The organism is Pseudomonas sp. Os17, assembly GCF_001547895.1.
Classification (GTDB): Bacteria; Pseudomonadota; Gammaproteobacteria; order Pseudomonadales; family Pseudomonadaceae; genus Aquipseudomonas.
Map to the genome: position 1 here is coordinate 812,740 of NZ_AP014627.1, position 18,307 is coordinate 831,046.

Sequence of the window (18,307 nt, forward strand, 5' to 3'; positions counted from 1 at the left end):
GGGGCCAGACTGAAGGTTATTAAAGTTGGATTTCACCGACTTTATAGCCGTGGCAACTTAGTCGCAACAACGCTTTTGTTCCTATGCCGCTTCATTGCCTCGCGAGGTTTTGCTCATGAACATGCCGGAAACCGCTCCTCAGTCCCTGGCCAGTCAGCTCAAGCTTGACGCTCACTGGATGCCCTACACCGCCAACCGCAACTTCCAGCGTGACCCGCGGCTGATCGTCGGCGCCGAAGGCAGCTGGCTGGTGGATGACAAGGGGCGCAAGGTCTATGACTCGCTGTCCGGTCTGTGGACCTGCGGCGCCGGTCACTCGCGCAAGGAGATTCAGGAAGCGGTATCCAAGCAGCTGGGCACCCTGGATTACTCGCCAGGCTTCCAGTTCGGCCATCCGCTGTCGTTCCAGCTGGCGGAGAAGATCACTGACCTGACTCCGGGCAACCTGAACCATGTGTTCTTTACCGATTCCGGCTCCGAGTGCGCCGATACCGCGGTGAAGATGGTGCGTGCCTACTGGCGCCTGAAAGGCCAGTCGACCAAGACCAAGATGATCGGCCGTGCCCGTGGCTACCACGGGGTGAACATCGCCGGCACCAGCCTGGGCGGCGTCAACGGCAACCGTAAGCTGTTCGGCCAGGCGATGATGGATGTCGACCATCTGCCGCACACCCTGTTGGCCAGTAACGCGTTTTCCCGGGGCATGCCGGAGCAGGGCGGCATCGCCCTGGCCGACGAGCTGCTGAAACTGATCGAGTTGCACGACGCTTCCAACATTGCAGCGGTCTTCGTCGAGCCGATGGCCGGTTCCGCTGGGGTACTGGTGCCTCCACAGGGCTACCTCAAGCGTCTGCGGGAAATCTGCGACCAGCACAATATCCTGCTGGTGTTCGACGAAGTGATCACCGGCTTTGGCCGCACCGGTTCGATGTTCGGTGCCGACAGCTTCGGCGTGACCCCGGACCTGATGTGCGTGGCCAAGCAGGTCACCAACGGCGCCATTCCCATGGGCGCGGTGATTGCCAGCTCCGAGATCTATCAGACCTTCATGAACCAGGCGACTCCCGAGTACGCCGTGGAATTCCCTCACGGCTACACCTACTCGGCGCACCCGGTGGCTTGTGCGGCGGGCCTGGCGGCACTGGATCTGCTGCAGAAGGAAAACCTGGTGCAGAGCGTGGCTGAAGTCGCTCCGCATTTCGAGAATGCGCTGCACGGCATCAAGGGTGCGAAGAACGTGATCGACATCCGTAACTTCGGCCTGGCCGGCGCGATCCAGATCGCGGCCCGTGACGGCGATGCGATCGTGCGTCCGTTCGAGGCCGGCATGGCCCTGTGGAAAGCCGGTTTCTACGTGCGCTTCGGCGGCGACACCCTGCAGTTCGGCCCAACCTTCAATAGCAAGCCGCAAGACCTCGATCGTCTGTTCGACGCGGTTGGCGAAGTGCTGAACAAGCTCGACTGATTCGATCCCTCTTATATAGAAGCAGGCATGAAGCGTTTCGTGCCTGCGCCTTCCCCCCTTTCAGGAGTCCCCGCATGAGTCTGATTCAACACCTGATCCACGGCGAGCTGGTCAGCGACAACGGCCGTAGCAGCGACGTGTTCAACCCGTCCACTGGCAAGGCGATTCATAAAGTGCCGCTGGCCAGCCGTGAAACCATCCAGCAAGCCATCGATTCTGCCAAATCCGCGTTCCCGGCCTGGCGCAATACGCCACCGGCCAAGCGCGCCCAGGTGATGTTCCGCTTCAAGCAACTGCTGGAGCAGAACGAGGCTCGCATTGCCCAGCTGATCAGCGAGGAGCATGGCAAGACGCTGGAGGACGCGGCTGGTGAACTGAAGCGCGGTATCGAGAACGTCGAATATGCCTGTGCCGCGCCGGAAGTCCTCAAAGGCGAGTACAGCCGCAACGTGGGGCCGAACATCGATGCCTGGTCCGATTTCCAGCCACTGGGCGTGGTGGCCGGTATCACTCCGTTCAACTTCCCGGCCATGGTTCCGCTGTGGATGTACCCGCTGGCCATCGTTTGCGGCAACTGTTTCATCCTCAAGCCATCCGAGCGCGATCCAAGTTCCACCCTGTTGATCGCCGAGCTGCTGCATGAAGCCGGTCTGCCCAAGGGCGTGCTGAACGTGGTGCACGGTGACAAGACCGCAGTGGATGCGCTGATCGAGGCGCCGGAAGTCAAGGCGCTGAGTTTTGTAGGGTCGACGCCGATTGCCGAGTACATCTACGCCGAAGGCACCAAGCGCGGCAAACGCGTTCAGGCGCTGGGTGGGGCGAAGAACCACGCGGTCCTGATGCCCGATGCCGATCTGGATAACGCCGTCAGTGCTTTGATGGGCGCAGCCTATGGTTCCTGTGGTGAGCGTTGCATGGCGATTTCGGTAGCCGTGTGCGTAGGGGATCAAGTGGCCGATGCTCTGGTTGCCAAGCTGGTGCCTCAGATCAAGGCGCTGAAGATTGGTGCCGGCACTTCCTGCGGTCTGGACATGGGACCGCTGGTTACCGCGCAAGCGCGTGACAAGGTCAGTGGCTATGTAGAAGACGGTGTTGCCGCGGGCGCGCAACTGGTGGTGGATGGTCGTGGCCTGAGCGTGGCCGGTCACGAAGACGGTTTCTTCCTCGGTGGCTGCCTGTTCGACCGTGTCACCCCAGAAATGCGCATCTATAAGGAAGAGATCTTTGGGCCGGTGCTGTGCGTCGTCCGGGTCAACAGCCTGGAAGAGGCCATGCAACTGATCAACGATCATGAGTACGGCAACGGCACCTGCATCTTTACCCGTGACGGTGAAGCGGCGCGCCTGTTCTGCGACGAAATCGAAGTGGGCATGGTGGGCGTCAACGTACCGCTGCCGGTGCCGGTGGCCTATCACAGCTTCGGTGGTTGGAAGCGCTCGTTGTTTGGTGACCTGCATGCTTATGGTCCTGATGGGGTGCGTTTCTACACGCGCCGCAAGGCCATCACCCAGCGTTGGCCGCAACGTGCCAGCCATGAAGCCTCGCAGTTCGCCTTCCCTAGCCTGTAAGTTGTGAAGCAACAAAGGCCGGCCCTCATGGGCCGGCCTTTGCTTTTATGGGCTTTCTGACCGATATGACAGATTTATGAAAATATGTGTTGACGGCAGATTCTACAGGTCTATAATTCGCCCCACTTCCGGCGCAGTCGAAACGGAAAACTCCTTGATATTCAACGAGTTACGCAGTTTTCGGCGGCGGTTACGCTTCAGTTCATCGAAGCCAGAAGCAGTTAGTAAGGCAGTGTGTTTTCGCCTTATTAACGATTCGATCGTCTCGGTCGAAAGCGGTTGAAAAGAGGTGTTGACAGCAGCGTGTAACGCTGTAGAATTCGCCTCCCGCTAACGAGAGATCGAAAGCGCAAGTGGTTGAAGTTGTTGAGGAAATCTTCAAAAACTTCTTAAAAAATCGCTTGACAGTAAATGAGGCTGCTGTAGAATGCGCGCCTCGGTTGAGACGAAAGATCTTAACCAACCGCTCTTTAACAACTGAATCAAGCAATTCGTGTGGGTGCTTGTGGAGTCAGACTGATAGTCAAAAAGATTATCAGCATCACAAGTTACTCCGCGAGAAATCAAAGATGTAACCAACGATTGCTGAGCCAAGTTTAGGGTTTTCTCAAAACCCAAAGATGTTTGAACTGAAGAGTTTGATCATGGCTCAGATTGAACGCTGGCGGCAGGCCTAACACATGCAAGTCGAGCGGCAGCACGGGTACTTGTACCTGGTGGCGAGCGGCGGACGGGTGAGTAATGCCTAGGAATCTGCCTGGTAGTGGGGGATAACGTCCGGAAACGGGCGCTAATACCGCATACGTCCTACGGGAGAAAGTGGGGGATCTTCGGACCTCACGCTATCAGATGAGCCTAGGTCGGATTAGCTAGTTGGTGAGGTAATGGCTCACCAAGGCTACGATCCGTAACTGGTCTGAGAGGATGATCAGTCACACTGGAACTGAGACACGGTCCAGACTCCTACGGGAGGCAGCAGTGGGGAATATTGGACAATGGGCGAAAGCCTGATCCAGCCATGCCGCGTGTGTGAAGAAGGTCTTCGGATTGTAAAGCACTTTAAGTTGGGAGGAAGGGTACTTACCTAATACGTGAGTATTTTGACGTTACCGACAGAATAAGCACCGGCTAACTCTGTGCCAGCAGCCGCGGTAATACAGAGGGTGCAAGCGTTAATCGGAATTACTGGGCGTAAAGCGCGCGTAGGTGGTTTGTTAAGTTGGATGTGAAAGCCCCGGGCTCAACCTGGGAACTGCATCCAAAACTGGCAAGCTAGAGTATGGTAGAGGGTGGTGGAATTTCCTGTGTAGCGGTGAAATGCGTAGATATAGGAAGGAACACCAGTGGCGAAGGCGACCACCTGGACTGATACTGACACTGAGGTGCGAAAGCGTGGGGAGCAAACAGGATTAGATACCCTGGTAGTCCACGCCGTAAACGATGTCAACTAGCCGTTGGGAGCCTTGAGCTCTTAGTGGCGCAGCTAACGCATTAAGTTGACCGCCTGGGGAGTACGGCCGCAAGGTTAAAACTCAAATGAATTGACGGGGGCCCGCACAAGCGGTGGAGCATGTGGTTTAATTCGAAGCAACGCGAAGAACCTTACCAGGCCTTGACATCCAATGAACTTTCCAGAGATGGATTGGTGCCTTCGGGAACATTGAGACAGGTGCTGCATGGCTGTCGTCAGCTCGTGTCGTGAGATGTTGGGTTAAGTCCCGTAACGAGCGCAACCCTTGTCCTTAGTTACCAGCACATTATGGTGGGCACTCTAAGGAGACTGCCGGTGACAAACCGGAGGAAGGTGGGGATGACGTCAAGTCATCATGGCCCTTACGGCCTGGGCTACACACGTGCTACAATGGTCGGTACAAAGGGTTGCCAAGCCGCGAGGTGGAGCTAATCCCATAAAACCGATCGTAGTCCGGATCGCAGTCTGCAACTCGACTGCGTGAAGTCGGAATCGCTAGTAATCGCGAATCAGAATGTCGCGGTGAATACGTTCCCCGGGCCTTGTACACACCGCCCGTCACACCATGGGAGTGGGTTGCACCAGAAGTAGCTAGTCTAACCTTCGGGGGGACGGTTACCACGGTGTGATTCATGACTGGGGTGAAGTCGTAACAAGGTAGCCGTAGGGGAACCTGCGGCTGGATCACCTCCTTAATCGACGACATCAGCTGCTTCATAAGCTCCCACACGAATTGCTTGATTCATTGAAGAAGACGATAGAAGCAGCTTTAAGCTCCAAGCTGATAGCTCCAAGCTAACAGTTACAAGCTCGAAATTGGGTCTGTAGCTCAGTTGGTTAGAGCGCACCCCTGATAAGGGTGAGGTCGGCAGTTCGAATCTGCCCAGACCCACCAATTTTGTTATGGGGCCATAGCTCAGCTGGGAGAGCGCCTGCCTTGCACGCAGGAGGTCAGCGGTTCGATCCCGCTTGGCTCCACCATAAACTGCCTCTGAAAGCTTAGAAATGAGCATTCACATTGAATGTTGATTTCTAGTCTTTTGATTAGATCGTTCTTTAAAAATTCGGGTATGTGATAGAAAGATAGACTGAACGTTACTTTCACTGGTAACGGATCAGGCTAAGGTAAAATTTGTGAGTTAAATTGCAAATTTTCGGCGAATGTCGTCTTCATAGTATAACCAGATTGCTTGGGGTTATATGGTCAAGTGAAGAAGCGCATACGGTGGATGCCTTGGCAGTCAGAGGCGATGAAAGACGTGGTAGCCTGCGATAAGCTTCGGGGAGTCGGCAAACAGACTTTGATCCGGAGATCTCTGAATGGGGGAACCCAGCCATCATAAGATGGTTATCTTGTACTGAATACATAGGTGCAAGAGGCGAACCAGGGGAACTGAAACATCTAAGTACCCTGAGGAAAAGAAATCAACCGAGATTCCCTTAGTAGTGGCGAGCGAACAGGGGACTAGCCCTTAGTGGCTTTGAGATTAGCGGAACGCTCTGGAAAGTGCGGCCATAGTGGGTGATAGCCCTGTACGCGAAAATCTCTTAGTCATGAAATCGAGTAGGACGGGGCACGAGAAACCTTGTCTGAATATGGGGGGACCATCCTCCAAGGCTAAATACTACTGACTGACCGATAGTGAACTAGTACCGTGAGGGAAAGGCGAAAAGAACCCCGGAGAGGGGAGTGAAATAGATCCTGAAACCGTATGCGTACAAGCAGTGGGAGCAGACTTTGTTCTGTGACTGCGTACCTTTTGTATAATGGGTCAGCGACTTATTTTCAGTGGCGAGCTTAACCGAATAGGGGAGGCGTAGCGAAAGCGAGTCTTAATAGGGCGTCTAGTCGCTGGGAATAGACCCGAAACCGGGCGATCTATCCATGGGCAGGTTGAAGGTTAGGTAACACTGACTGGAGGACCGAACCGACTACCGTTGAAAAGTTAGCGGATGACCTGTGGATCGGAGTGAAAGGCTAATCAAGCTCGGAGATAGCTGGTTCTCCTCGAAAGCTATTTAGGTAGCGCCTCATGTATCACTGTAGGGGGTAGAGCACTGTTTCGGCTAGGGGGTCATCCCGACTTACCAAACCGATGCAAACTCCGAATACCTACAAGTGCCGAGCATGGGAGACACACGGCGGGTGCTAACGTCCGTCGTGAAAAGGGAAACAACCCAGACCGTCAGCTAAGGTCCCAAAGTTATGGTTAAGTGGGAAACGATGTGGGAAGGCTTAGACAGCTAGGAGGTTGGCTTAGAAGCAGCCACCCTTTAAAGAAAGCGTAATAGCTCACTAGTCGAGTCGGCCTGCGCGGAAGATGTAACGGGGCTCAAACCATACACCGAAGCTACGGGTATCACGTAAGTGATGCGGTAGAGGAGCGTTCTGTAAGCCTGTGAAGGTGAGTTGAGAAGCTTGCTGGAGGTATCAGAAGTGCGAATGCTGACATGAGTAACGACAATGGGTGTGAAAAACACCCACGCCGAAAGACCAAGGTTTCCTGCGCAACGTTAATCGACGCAGGGTTAGTCGGTCCCTAAGGCGAGGCTGAAAAGCGTAGTCGATGGAAAACAGGTTAATATTCCTGTACTTCTAGTTATTGCGATGGAGGGACGGAGAAGGCTAGGCCAGCTTGGCGTTGGTTGTCCAAGTTTAAGGTGGTAGGCTGGAATCTTAGGTAAATCCGGGGTTCTAAGGCCGAGAGCTGATGACGAGTTACCTTTTAGGTGACGAAGTGGTTGATGCCATGCTTCCAAGAAAAGCTTCTAAGCTTCAGATAACTAGGAACCGTACCCCAAACCGACACAGGTGGTTGGGTAGAGAATACCAAGGCGCTTGAGAGAACTCGGGTGAAGGAACTAGGCAAAATGGCACCGTAACTTCGGGAGAAGGTGCGCCGGTGAGGGTGAAGGACTTGCTCCGTAAGCTCATGCCGGTCGAAGATACCAGGCCGCTGCGACTGTTTATTAAAAACACAGCACTCTGCAAACACGAAAGTGGACGTATAGGGTGTGACGCCTGCCCGGTGCCGGAAGGTTAATTGATGGGGTTAGCTAACGCGAAGCTCTTGATCGAAGCCCCGGTAAACGGCGGCCGTAACTATAACGGTCCTAAGGTAGCGAAATTCCTTGTCGGGTAAGTTCCGACCTGCACGAATGGCGTAACGATGGCGGCGCTGTCTCCACCCGAGACTCAGTGAAATTGAAATCGCTGTGAAGATGCAGTGTATCCGCGGCTAGACGGAAAGACCCCGTGAACCTTTACTATAGCTTTGCACTGGACTTTGAATTTGCTTGTGTAGGATAGGTGGGAGGCTTTGAAGCGTGAACGCCAGTTTGCGTGGAGCCATCCTTGAAATACCACCCTGGCAACTTTGAGGTTCTAACTCAGGTCCGTTATCCGGATCGAGGACAGTGTATGGTGGGTAGTTTGACTGGGGCGGTCTCCTCCTAAAGAGTAACGGAGGAGTACGAAGGTGCGCTCAGACCGGTCGGAAATCGGTCGTAGAGTATAAAGGCAAAAGCGCGCTTGACTGCGAGACAGACACGTCGAGCAGGTACGAAAGTAGGTCTTAGTGATCCGGTGGTTCTGTATGGAAGGGCCATCGCTCAACGGATAAAAGGTACTCCGGGGATAACAGGCTGATACCGCCCAAGAGTTCATATCGACGGCGGTGTTTGGCACCTCGATGTCGGCTCATCACATCCTGGGGCTGAAGCCGGTCCCAAGGGTATGGCTGTTCGCCATTTAAAGTGGTACGCGAGCTGGGTTTAGAACGTCGTGAGACAGTTCGGTCCCTATCTGCCGTGGACGTTTGAGATTTGAGAGGGGCTGCTCCTAGTACGAGAGGACCGGAGTGGACGAACCTCTGGTGTTCCGGTTGTCACGCCAGTGGCATTGCCGGGTAGCTATGTTCGGAAAAGATAACCGCTGAAAGCATCTAAGCGGGAAACTTGCCTCAAGATGAGATCTCACTGGGATCTTGAATCCCCTAAAGGGCCGTCGAAGACTACGACGTTGATAGGTTGGGTGTGTAAGCGCTGTGAGGCGTTGAGCTAACCAATACTAATTGCCCGTGAGGCTTGACCATATAACACCCAAGCAATTTGCTTAAGAAGCGAGTTGCGGTGTGTGAAGACGAAACAAACCGAAAGTTTGCAAACACACAAACCTATTACATACCCATTCGCTGGCACGTTGCACAAGCAACGGACTGGCTACCGAATTTCTTGACGACCATAGAGCGTTGGAACCACCTGATCCCATCCCGAACTCAGAAGTGAAACGATGCATCGCCGATGGTAGTGTGGGGTTTCCCCATGTGAGAGTAGGTCATCGTCAAGATTAAATTCCGAAACCCCAATTGCGAAAGCAGTTGGGGTTTTGTTTTTGCGCTGCAGAAAAGTTGCGCTGCTGCGGCCGACCATGACCGCTCGGCTACGGCTGCCAGCACCCCGCGACAGTGCTAAGGTTCCGGCCTAGCTTTTTGCATTCTCCAAGGAAGCCTTTATGCCGGACGCCTCGTCCCTCACCCCCGGTTTTATGGTGGTTCACGGTAACCGCCTGGACGAGTTGCGCAGTCTGGTGGTCAGCTGGATGCGGCGTTACCCGCTGGCTCCCCTGGAAAATGAAATCGCCCTGGTGCAGAGCAATGGCATAGCCCAATGGTTGAAGCTGGCCCTGGCCGAAGACCCCGAGGAGGATGACTCCGGCGGCTGCGGGATCGCCGCGGCGATCGATGTGCAGTTGCCCGGTAGCTTCATGTGGCAGCTCTACCGTCTGGTACTGGGGCGTGATGAAATCCCGCCCAAATCCTTGCTGGATAAAGCCCCGCTGACCTGGCGTCTGATGCGCCTGCTGCCGGAACTGATCGACGAGCCCCATTTCGAGCCCCTGCAACGCTTCCTGACCCACGACAGCGATCTACGTAAACGCTACCAACTGGCTGAGCGCCTGGCGGACCTGTTCGACCAATATCAGGTCTATCGAGCCGACTGGCTGGAAGACTGGTCGGCAGGGCGCCATCAATTGCGCAACGTTCGCGGCGAAGCCAAGGCCCTGACCCCAGCCAACTGCTGGCAAGCCGAACTGTGGCGAGCCCTGCTGGTGGATGTCGGCACTGAGGGCATGGCCCAGAGTCGAGCCGGAGTCCACCAACGCTTTATCGAGCGGATCAACAGCCTGGACCAGCCCCCCGCCGGCTTGCCATCCCGGGTGATCGTTTTCGGCATTTCCTCATTGCCGGCCCAAGCCCTCGAAGCCTTGGCCGGACTGGCGCGTTTCAGCCAGGTCCTGCTCTGTGTGCACAACCCCTGCCGTCACCATTGGGCGGATATCGTTGCCGACAAGGATCTGCTGCGCCACCAGTACAAACGTCAGGCGCGCAAAGCCGGCATGCCCCTGGCCCTGGATCCGCAAACCCTGCACCAGCACGCCCATCCGCTGCTGGCAGCCTGGGGAAAACAGGGACGGGACTACATCAATCTGCTGGACAGCTACGACGATCCCAACAGCTACCGCGCGGCTTTTCGCGACGGTCGCATCGACCTGTTCAGCGAGAGCGAACCGCGCTCCATGCTCCAGCAGTTGCAGGACGACATCCTCGAACTGCGCCCCCTCAACGAAACCCGCGAACGCTGGCCCGCCGTCGATTTGCAGCAGGATCAATCGATCCGTTTTCACATTGCCCACAGTGCGCAACGGGAAGTGGAAATTCTCCATGACCAGCTACTGGCGCGCTTCAGTGCCGAACCCGAGCTGCGCCCCCGGGATGTGATCGTCATGGTGCCGGACATCGACAGCTACGCCCCGCACATCCGGGCGGTATTTGGCCAGTTGGAACGAGATGACCGCCGCTTTATCCCCTTCACCCTCACCGACCAGGGCCAGCGTGGCCGCGACCCGCTGCTGATTGCCGTCGAGCACCTGCTGAAACTGCCGGACAGCCGCTTTCCGGTCAGCGAGATCCTCGACCTGCTTGATGTGCCTGCGTTGCGCGCCCGTTTTGGTGTCGACGAAGCCGACCTGCCGACCTTGCATCGCTGGATCGAGGGGGCCGGTATCCGTTGGGGCATGAACGCCGAGCAACGGGCCGAACTGGGGCTGCCCCAGGAGCTTGAGCAAAACAGCTGGCGTTTCGGTCTGCGGCGCATGCTCCTGGGGTACGCCGTCGGCCGCTCCTCTGCCTGCGACGGCATTGAGCCCTATGACGAGATTGGCGGCCTGGACGCAGCGCTGATCGGTCCCTTGGTGGCTCTGCTGGATGCCTTGCAGATGGCCTACCAGCAACTCATCGAACCGGCGGTGCCCGCCCAGTGGGGCGAGCGCCTGCAGCAGTTGCTGCAGCTGTTCTTCCTGGCCGCTACCGAGCACGACGACTACCTGTTGGGCCAGCTTGAGGACCTGCGGGAAACCTGGCTGGAAACCTGCGAATCCGTCGGCCTGCAAGATCGGTTGCCCCTGACGGTGGTGCGCGAAGCCTGGCTCGCCGGCCTGGATCAGGGCCGCCTGTCCCAGCGCTTTCTCGCCGGCGCCGTGAACTTCTGCACCCTGATGCCGATGCGTGCCATCCCCTTCAAGCTGGTGTGTCTTTTGGGCATGAACGACGGCGATTACCCGCGCGCCCAGCCGCCCCTGGACTTCGACCTGATGGGCAGCGACTACCGTCCCGGCGACCGTTCACGGCGTGAGGATGACCGCTACCTGCTGCTCGAAGCCCTGCTCTCGGCCCGGGACCAGCTGTACATCAGTTGGGTTGGCCGCAGTATTCGCGACAACAGCGAACGGCCCGCCTCGGTACTGATCGGCCAGCTGCGCGATCATCTGGCCGGCGGCTGGCGGCTGGTGGACGAACAGGCATCGTTGCTCGACGCCCTGACCCAGGAGCACCCGCTGCAGCCCTTCAGTGCCCGCTACTTCCACGACAGCGACACACTGTTCAGCTATGCCCGGGAATGGCAGGTCCTGCACCAGGCCCACGAGCCCGCCATGGCCGTCCAGCCCCTTGAACCCTATGTCCAGGATGAACCCCTGAGCCTGGCTCAGTTGCAGGACTTTCTGCGGCACCCGGTACGGCACTTTTTCAGCCAGCGGCTCAAGGTGTTCTTCGAGGCCATGGACGCGCCCCTGGCGGACGAGGAGCCCTTCGTCCTCGATGCCCTGCAACGCTACAGCCTGAGCGACAGTTTGCTGGAAGCGGCCTTGAGCGATGCCGCGCATCCGGAGCAGGCCCTGCAGGCCCAGGCGCAGCGGCTGCAAGCCAGCGGCCTGCTGCCCATGGCCGGGTTTGGCGAGTGCCTGCAACGTGAGCTCATGGAGCCGTTGCCGGACCTGCTGCAGCGCTACCGGCAACTGCTGGACCTGTGGCCGACACCGCTGACCAGCGCCTTGCCGGTCAGCCTGGAGCTCCAGGGCGTGCGTGTGGAAGGCTGGTTGAGCAGCCTGCATCAGCGGGCAGATGGCGGGCTGTTGGCGGTGACCACCATTGCCAATGGCATCGGCTCGATCAAGACCCGCAAATGGCACCGCCTGATCAAACCCTGGATCAATCACCTGCTGGCCTGCGCCAGCGGCTACTCCCTGACCACCGCGCTGGTGGCCAGCGATGACAGCCTGTTGCTCGCGCCGCTGGAGCAGCAACAGGCGCGGACGATTCTCGGCAACCTGCTGCTGGCCTGGCAGGCGGGCATGCGCCAGCCGCTGCCGGTGGCGGTCAAGACCGCCTTTGCCTGGCTCGGGCAGAGCGATCCGGACAAAGCCGGCGCCGCCGCCCGCAAGACTTACGATGGCGACGGCCAGAACAGCGAGGGCGAGCGCCGGGAGACTCCGGCCCTGGCCCGGCAATTTGCCGATTACAACGCACTGATCGCCGATGAGACCTTCAGCGGCTGGGCCGAAACGCTCTATCGTCCCCTGCTGGACGCCCCCTGGCGTTCCGCCCTCGGCGAGGAGGCCGCGCAATGAGTCAACAAGCCCCCCTGGCCCTGGCCTTTCCCCTGCGCGGCAGCCAGCTGATCGAAGCCAGCGCCGGCACCGGCAAGACCTTCACCATCTCCGCGCTGTACCTGCGCCTGGTGCTGGGGCACGGTGGCGAGTCCGCAGGTTTTGGCCGCGAACTGCTGCCGCCGCAGATTCTGGTGGTGACCTTCACCGACGCCGCGACCAAGGAGTTGCGCGAGCGCATCCGTACCCGTCTGGCGGAGGCCGCGCGTTTCTTCCGTGACGAGATCAATGCCCCCGACAGCCTGATTCTCGAGTTGCGCGAGCAATACCCTGCCGAACAGTGGGCCGCCTGCGCCAATCGCCTGGACATCGCCGCGCAATGGATGGACGAGGCCGCCGTCTCCACCATCCACAGCTGGTGTCAGCGGATGCTGCGCGAGCACGCCTTCGACAGCGGCAGTCTGTTCACCCAGACCCTGGAAACCGACCACAGCGACCTGCTGGGACAGGTGCTGCGCGATTACTGGCGGCTGTTCTGCTACCCGATGCAGGGCGATGCGCTGAACTGGGTACGCGCCCACTGGGTCGGCCCGGCCCAGTTGCTGCCGCGGGTTCGCGCGCTGTTTGGCAGCGAGCATCGCAAGCCCTCGGCGCAGACGCCCGCCGAGTTGATCGAGGCTTGCCTGCAGGAGCGCCGGGAAGCCCTGGTGCAACTCAAGGCACCCTGGCGGCTATGGGCCGGGGAGTTGCGGGATATCTGCCTGCAAGGCGTGGCCAGCAAGAGCGTCGATGGCCGCAAGCTGCAGGCGCGCTTCTTCGAGCCCTGGTTTGAAAAGATCAGCGCCTGGGCCGAGGACGAGTCCGTTGAACAGTTGGACATCGGCACCGGCTTCACCCGCCTGACCCCGGACGGCATGAGCGAAGCCTGGAAGGGAGAGGCGCCGCAGCACCCGGCGCTTGAAGCCATGGCCGGGCTCAAGGCCAGCCTCGAGGCTTTGCCCAGCCCTGACGCCGCGGTCCTGCAGCACGCCGCGCAGTGGGTCGGTGAGCGCTTTGAAGAAGAGAAACGTCGCCGTGCCGAGATGGGCTTCGACGACATGCTGCTGCGTCTGGACAGCGCCCTGCACAGCGATGGCGGCGAGCGCCTGGCGACCCTGATCCGCGAGCAGTTCCCGGTGGCCCTGATCGACGAGTTCCAGGACACCGACCCGGTGCAGTACCGGATCTTCGAAAGCATCTACCGCATCGAGGCCAACGATCCCGAGACCGGATTGTTTCTGATCGGCGACCCCAAGCAGGCGATCTACGCCTTCCGTGGCGCCGATATCTACACCTACCTGCGGGCCCGCCAGGCCACCACCGGGCGCCTGCACACGTTGGGCACCAACTTCCGTTCCAGCCAGGCCATGGTCAGCGCGGTCAACCATGTGTTCCTGCAGGCCGAACAGCGTCCGCAGGGGCGCGGGGCCTTTCTGTTTCGCGAAGACGACGGCCAGAACCCGGTGCCGTTCCTGGCGGTGGCGGCCCAGGGGCGCAAGGAGCATCTGCAGGTCGAGGGGCAAGGGGTGCCGGCGCTGAACTTCTGGCATCTGCCGGCCGAGCAGCCACTGTCCGGGGCCCAGTATCGTCAGCAGCAGGCGGCGGCCTGTGCCAGTGCGATCGTCCAGATGCTCAATGGCGGCCAGCAGGGCCGCAGCGGTTTTGTCCGCGAGCAGCAACCCCTCAAGGGGCTGTTGCCGGCGGATATCGCCATCCTGGTCCGCGATGGCAAGGAGGCCCAGGCGGTCCGCGCTGAACTGGCCGCCCGCGGGGTGCGCAGCGTGTACCTGTCGGACAAGGACTCGGTGTTCGCCGCCCAGGAAGCCCGGGACCTGCTGGTGTGGCTCAAGGCCTGTGCCGAGCCGGATGTGGAGCGCCCGCTGCGGGCCGCCCTGGCTTCCTTGACCCTGAACCTGTCCCTGGTGGAACTGGAGCGGCTGAACCAGGACGAGCTGGCCTGGGAGGCCCGGGTCATGCAGTTTCGCGGATATCGGGCGATCTGGCGCAGCCAGGGCGTGCTGCCGATGCTGCGCCGCCTGCTTCACGACTTCCAGCTGCCCCAGGCGCTGATGGCCCGCAGCGATGGCGAGCGGGTGCTGACCAACCTGTTGCACCTGTCCGAGCTGCTGCAACAGAACGCCGCGGAACTGGACGGCGAGCAAGCCCTGATCCGTCATCTGGCCGAGCATCTGGCGCTGTCCGGGCAGGCCGCGGAGGAGCAGATCCTGCGCCTGGAAAGCGACGAGCAACTGGTCAAGGTGGTGACCATCCACAAGTCCAAGGGCCTGGAGTATCCCTTGGTGTTCCTGCCCTTTATCTGCTCCACCAAACCGGTGGATGGCAGCCGCCTGCCCCTGCATTACCACGATGGCGCAGGCAAGCCTCAGGTCAGCCTGCGACCGACCCCGGAGCTGATCGCGCAAGCGGACGAAGAACGCCTGGCGGAGGACCTGCGGCTGCTCTACGTGGCCCTGACCCGGGCCCAGCATGCCTGCTGGCTGGGTGTGGCCGACCTCAAGCGCGGCAATCACAACAGCTCGGTGCTGCACCTCTCGGCCCTGGGCTACCTGCTGGGCGGTGGTGCCCGGCTCGACGAGTCCAAGGGGCTGCTGCGCTGGCTGCTGGATTTGCAGCAAGGCTGTGACGCCATCGGCGTTGGCGAGCTGCCGGCCGCCGATGAGCAGCGCTTTCATCCGCCACGCAATGACGCCAGCCTCCTGGAGCCGCTGATCCCGGTTCGTCGTGCGGCGGAGAACTGGTGGATCGCTTCCTACAGCGCCCTGCGCATCAGCGACACCCTGGGCGCGGGCAGCAGCGAAGCCCCGGAAAACCCCCAGGCGCAGAAACTCTTCGATGATGAGCGGCTGGACCCTGAAGCCCCGCGTGAAGTCGCCGCCAGTGGTGGCGATATCCATCGTTTTCCCCGGGGCCCGAACCCCGGCACCTTCCTGCATGGTCTGCTGGAGTGGGCCGGGGAGGAGGGCTTTGCCGCAACCCCGGAGCAGATCGGCGACGCCATCGCCCGCCGTTGCAATCGCCGCGGCTGGCAGGGCTGGATCCCGACCCTCAGCGACTGGCTGCAGCACCTGCTGCAAGCCCCCTTGCCGGTGGGGGACGGACAGCCGCCGGTGGTGCTGGGGCAGCTGACCCAGTACCGGGTCGAAATGGAGTTCTGGTTCGCCAGCCACAAGGTCGACGTACTCAAGCTGGACCAACGGGTGCGTCAGCAGACCCACCAGGGCGCGGCGCGGGTCACCGCCGAGCCGGTGCTGCTCAACGGCATGTTCAAGGGCTTTATCGACCTGACGTTCGAACACCGGGGCCGCTATTACGTGGCCGACTACAAATCCAACTGGCTGGGCGTGGACGACGCCGCCTACACCGAGCAGGCCATGGAACAATCGATTCTCGACAACCGCTACGACCTGCAATATGTGCTGTACCTGCTGGCCCTGCATCGCCAGCTCAAGGCCCGGCTGGCGGACTACGACTACGACCGGCACGTCGGCGGCGCCCTGTACCTGTTCCTGCGCGGCAGTCGTTCGGCGAGCCAGGGCGCGTATTTCGCCCGGCCGCCACGGCAGTTGATCGAGAGTCTCGACCGCATGTTCCAGGGCCAGCCCGAGCCGCCCAGGGCCGAGCCCGCCTGGGAGCAGGGAGTGCTGCTATGACCCCGGATCTGTTCGACTCCTCGACCGAAACGCCGGAGGTGCCGTTCGACCTGGCCCCCCTGGCCCGTGCCGAGGACCTGCTGCTGTTGCTCGAGCGCTGGGTCGAGCGCGGCTGGCTGCGTTCCCTGGACAAGGCCTTTGTCGGTTTTCTCCATGAACTGGACCCGGGCTGCGATCCGCTGGTGCTGATGGCCGCGGCCCTGACCAGTCACCAGCTGGGGCATGGGCATGTCTGCCTGGACCTGTTCGAAACCCTCAAGGAGCCGGATTTCGCCCTGTCCCTGCCCCCGGAAGGGGATTCGCAAAGCGGTGCCCCGGTGCTGCCGTCCCAGGTCCTGGCGGGGCTGGAAGGCGCCCAGTGGTGCAAGGTCCTGGCCGGCAGTCGGCTGGTGGCCCTGGCGGCGGATCAGGGTGATGCGTCCCGCCAGCGGCCGTTGGTGCTGTCCGGCAAGCGCCTGTACCTGCGGCGCTACTGGGCCTATGAACGGCGCATCGACAATGCCCTGCGTCAACGCCTGGCGGTCACCGAGGCCACCCCGGAAAACCTGTCCCAGCGCCTCGACGGGCTGTTCGGTGTGGCCCGGGCCAGTGGCCCCATCGACTGGCAGAAACTGGCCTGCGCCCTGGCCACCCGCGGTGCCTTCAGCATCATCACCGGCGGCCCCGGCACCGGTAAGACCACCACTGTGGTGCGCCTGCTGGCCCTGCTCCAGGGCCCGGCGGTGGAAGCCCGCAAACCGCTGCGCATTCGTCTGGCGGCGCCCACCGGCAAGGCCGCGGCGCGTCTCACCGAGTCCATCAGCTTGCAGGTGCGCTCGCTGTCGGTGGCCGACGAAGTGCGCGAGAAGATCCCCAGTGAAGTGACCACGGTGCACCGTTTGCTGGGCAATCGTCCGGGCACCCGGCATTTCCGCCATCACGCCGGCAACCGCCTGCCTCTGGATGTGCTGGTGGTGGACGAAGCCTCGATGATCGACCTGGAAATGATGGCCAATCTGCTGGACGCCTTGCCCATCCATGCGCGTCTGGTGCTGCTGGGGGACAAGGACCAGTTGGCCTCGGTGGAGGCTGGGGCCGTGCTCGGGGACCTGTGCCGCGATGCCGAGGCCGGCTGGTACAACCCGCAGACCCGTGCCTGGCTGGAAGCGGTCAGTGGCGAACACCTGGGTGCCAGCGGCCTGCAGGAGGACAGCGGGCACCAGCATCCCCTGGCGCAGCAGGTGGTGATGCTGCGTCACTCCCGGCGTTTCGGCGAAGGCAGCGGCATTGGCCAGCTGGCGCGTTGGGTCAATCAGCAACAGGCCGACGAGGCCCGGCGCCTGCTGGCGGCCCGCAGCCATGCCGACCTGTATGGCCTGAGCCTCAAGGGCGAGCAGGATCGGGCGCTGGAGCGCCTGCTGCTGGAAGGCCATGGCGAGGGACCGCAAGGCTACCGGCATTACCTGAATGTGCTGCGCAGTCAGCGTCCCGCCGCCGACACGCCTCTGGACGACCGGTGTTGGACCGAGTGGGCGCGCAATGTGCTGCTGGCCTTTGACCGTTTCCAGTTGCTCTGCGCGGTGCGCAAGGGGCCCTGGGGCGTCGAAGGCCTGAACCTGCGCATTACCCAGGCACTGTTCAAGGCCCGGCTGATCGACAGCGACCAGCTGTGGTACGAAGGCCGTCCGGTGCTGATGACCCGCAACGACTATGGCCTGGGGCTGATGAACGGCGATATCGGCATCGCCCTGAAACTGCCGGAGGCGCAGGGCCAGGAGCCGGGGCGCCAGGTGCTGCGGGTTGCCTTCCCGCGGAACGATGGCCAGGGCGGGGTGCGCCTGGTGCTGCCGAGCCGGCTCAACGACGTGGAGACGGTCTATGCCATGACGGTGCACAAGTCCCAGGGCTCGGAGTTCGCCCATACGGCGCTGATCCTGCCCGATGCCCTGAACCCGGTGCTGACCAAGGAGTTGATCTACACCGGCATCACTCGGGCCAAGGACTGGTTCAGCCTGATCGAGCCCCGCGCCGGGGTCTTCGAAGAGGCGGTGCGGCGCAAGGTCAAGCGCCTCAGCGGGTTGATGCTGGAGCTGGACTGACGCCGATGTTTGAGTCTGGTGCCCGGCACCGTTTCGGGGCGCTGGCCTCGCGGCATTTTCCCGGGCTGTG

General features: G+C 60.6%; 5 protein-coding genes, 2 tRNA genes and 3 rRNA genes. All 10 read left to right on the forward strand.

What is annotated here, in order from left to right; genetic code table 11:
- Window positions 1–115: 115 nt before the first annotated feature.
- The 10 genes from POS17_RS03605 to recD all read left to right on the forward strand — a co-directional run bounded on the left by POS17_RS03605 (window position 116) and on the right by recD (window position 18,237).
- Window positions 116–1,465 (forward strand): aspartate aminotransferase family protein, encoded by a 1,350-nt coding sequence (locus POS17_RS03605; protein ID WP_060837398.1) that lies wholly within the window; start codon window positions 116–118, stop codon window positions 1,463–1,465.
- A 74-nt stretch (window positions 1,466–1,539) separates the two neighbouring features.
- Entirely contained in the window at window positions 1,540–3,033 is a 1,494-nt protein-coding gene (locus tag POS17_RS03610) for a CoA-acylating methylmalonate-semialdehyde dehydrogenase (RefSeq protein WP_060837399.1), read from the forward strand.
- Window positions 3,034–3,659: 626 nt separating this feature from the next.
- Window positions 3,660–5,199 (forward strand): 16S ribosomal RNA (locus tag POS17_RS03615).
- A 123-nt stretch (window positions 5,200–5,322) separates the two neighbouring features.
- Window positions 5,323–5,399: transfer RNA gene (locus POS17_RS03620), tRNA-Ile, on the forward strand.
- Between the two features lie 10 nt (window positions 5,400–5,409).
- A tRNA-Ala gene (locus tag POS17_RS03625) sits at window positions 5,410–5,485 on the forward strand.
- Window positions 5,486–5,706: 221 nt separating this feature from the next.
- A 23S ribosomal RNA gene (locus POS17_RS03630) occupies window positions 5,707–8,598 on the forward strand.
- Between the two features lie 138 nt (window positions 8,599–8,736).
- Window positions 8,737–8,852 (forward strand): 5S ribosomal RNA (gene rrf / locus POS17_RS03635).
- Together the 16S, 23S and 5S rRNA genes with 2 tRNA genes alongside form the textbook arrangement of a ribosomal RNA operon.
- A 165-nt stretch (window positions 8,853–9,017) precedes the next feature.
- Entirely contained in the window at window positions 9,018–12,470 is a 3,453-nt protein-coding gene (gene recC, locus POS17_RS03640) for an exodeoxyribonuclease V subunit gamma (RefSeq protein WP_060837400.1), read from the forward strand.
- Window positions 12,467–16,159, forward strand: a complete 3,693-nt coding sequence (recB, locus tag POS17_RS03645; RefSeq protein WP_060837401.1) for an exodeoxyribonuclease V subunit beta — start codon at window positions 12,467–12,469, stop codon at window positions 16,157–16,159. Before recC ends, recB begins: the two co-directional genes overlap by 4 nt.
- The gene (recD, locus tag POS17_RS03650; protein ID WP_060837402.1) at window positions 16,156–18,237 is read left to right on the forward strand and encodes an exodeoxyribonuclease V subunit alpha; all 2,082 of its coding nucleotides are present in this window, start codon (window positions 16,156–16,158) and stop codon (window positions 18,235–18,237) included. The genes recB and recD overlap by 4 nt, the downstream gene beginning before the upstream one ends.
- Window positions 18,238–18,307: the final 70 nt, after the last annotated feature.

Excerpts from the sequence above, each read along its gene's own strand:
- POS17_RS03610 (WP_060837399.1), top strand. The coding sequence starts at position 1,540 with ATGAGTCTGATTCAACACCTGATCCACGGCGAGCTGGTCAGCGACAAC.
- recC (WP_060837400.1), top strand. The coding sequence starts at position 9,018 with ATGCCGGACGCCTCGTCCCTCACCCCCGGTTTTATGGTGGTTCACGGT.
- recD (WP_060837402.1), top strand. The coding sequence starts at position 16,156 with ATGACCCCGGATCTGTTCGACTCCTCGACCGAAACGCCGGAGGTGCCG.
- POS17_RS03605 (WP_060837398.1), top strand. The coding sequence starts at position 116 with ATGAACATGCCGGAAACCGCTCCTCAGTCCCTGGCCAGTCAGCTCAAG.
- recB (WP_060837401.1), top strand. The coding sequence starts at position 12,467 with ATGAGTCAACAAGCCCCCCTGGCCCTGGCCTTTCCCCTGCGCGGCAGC.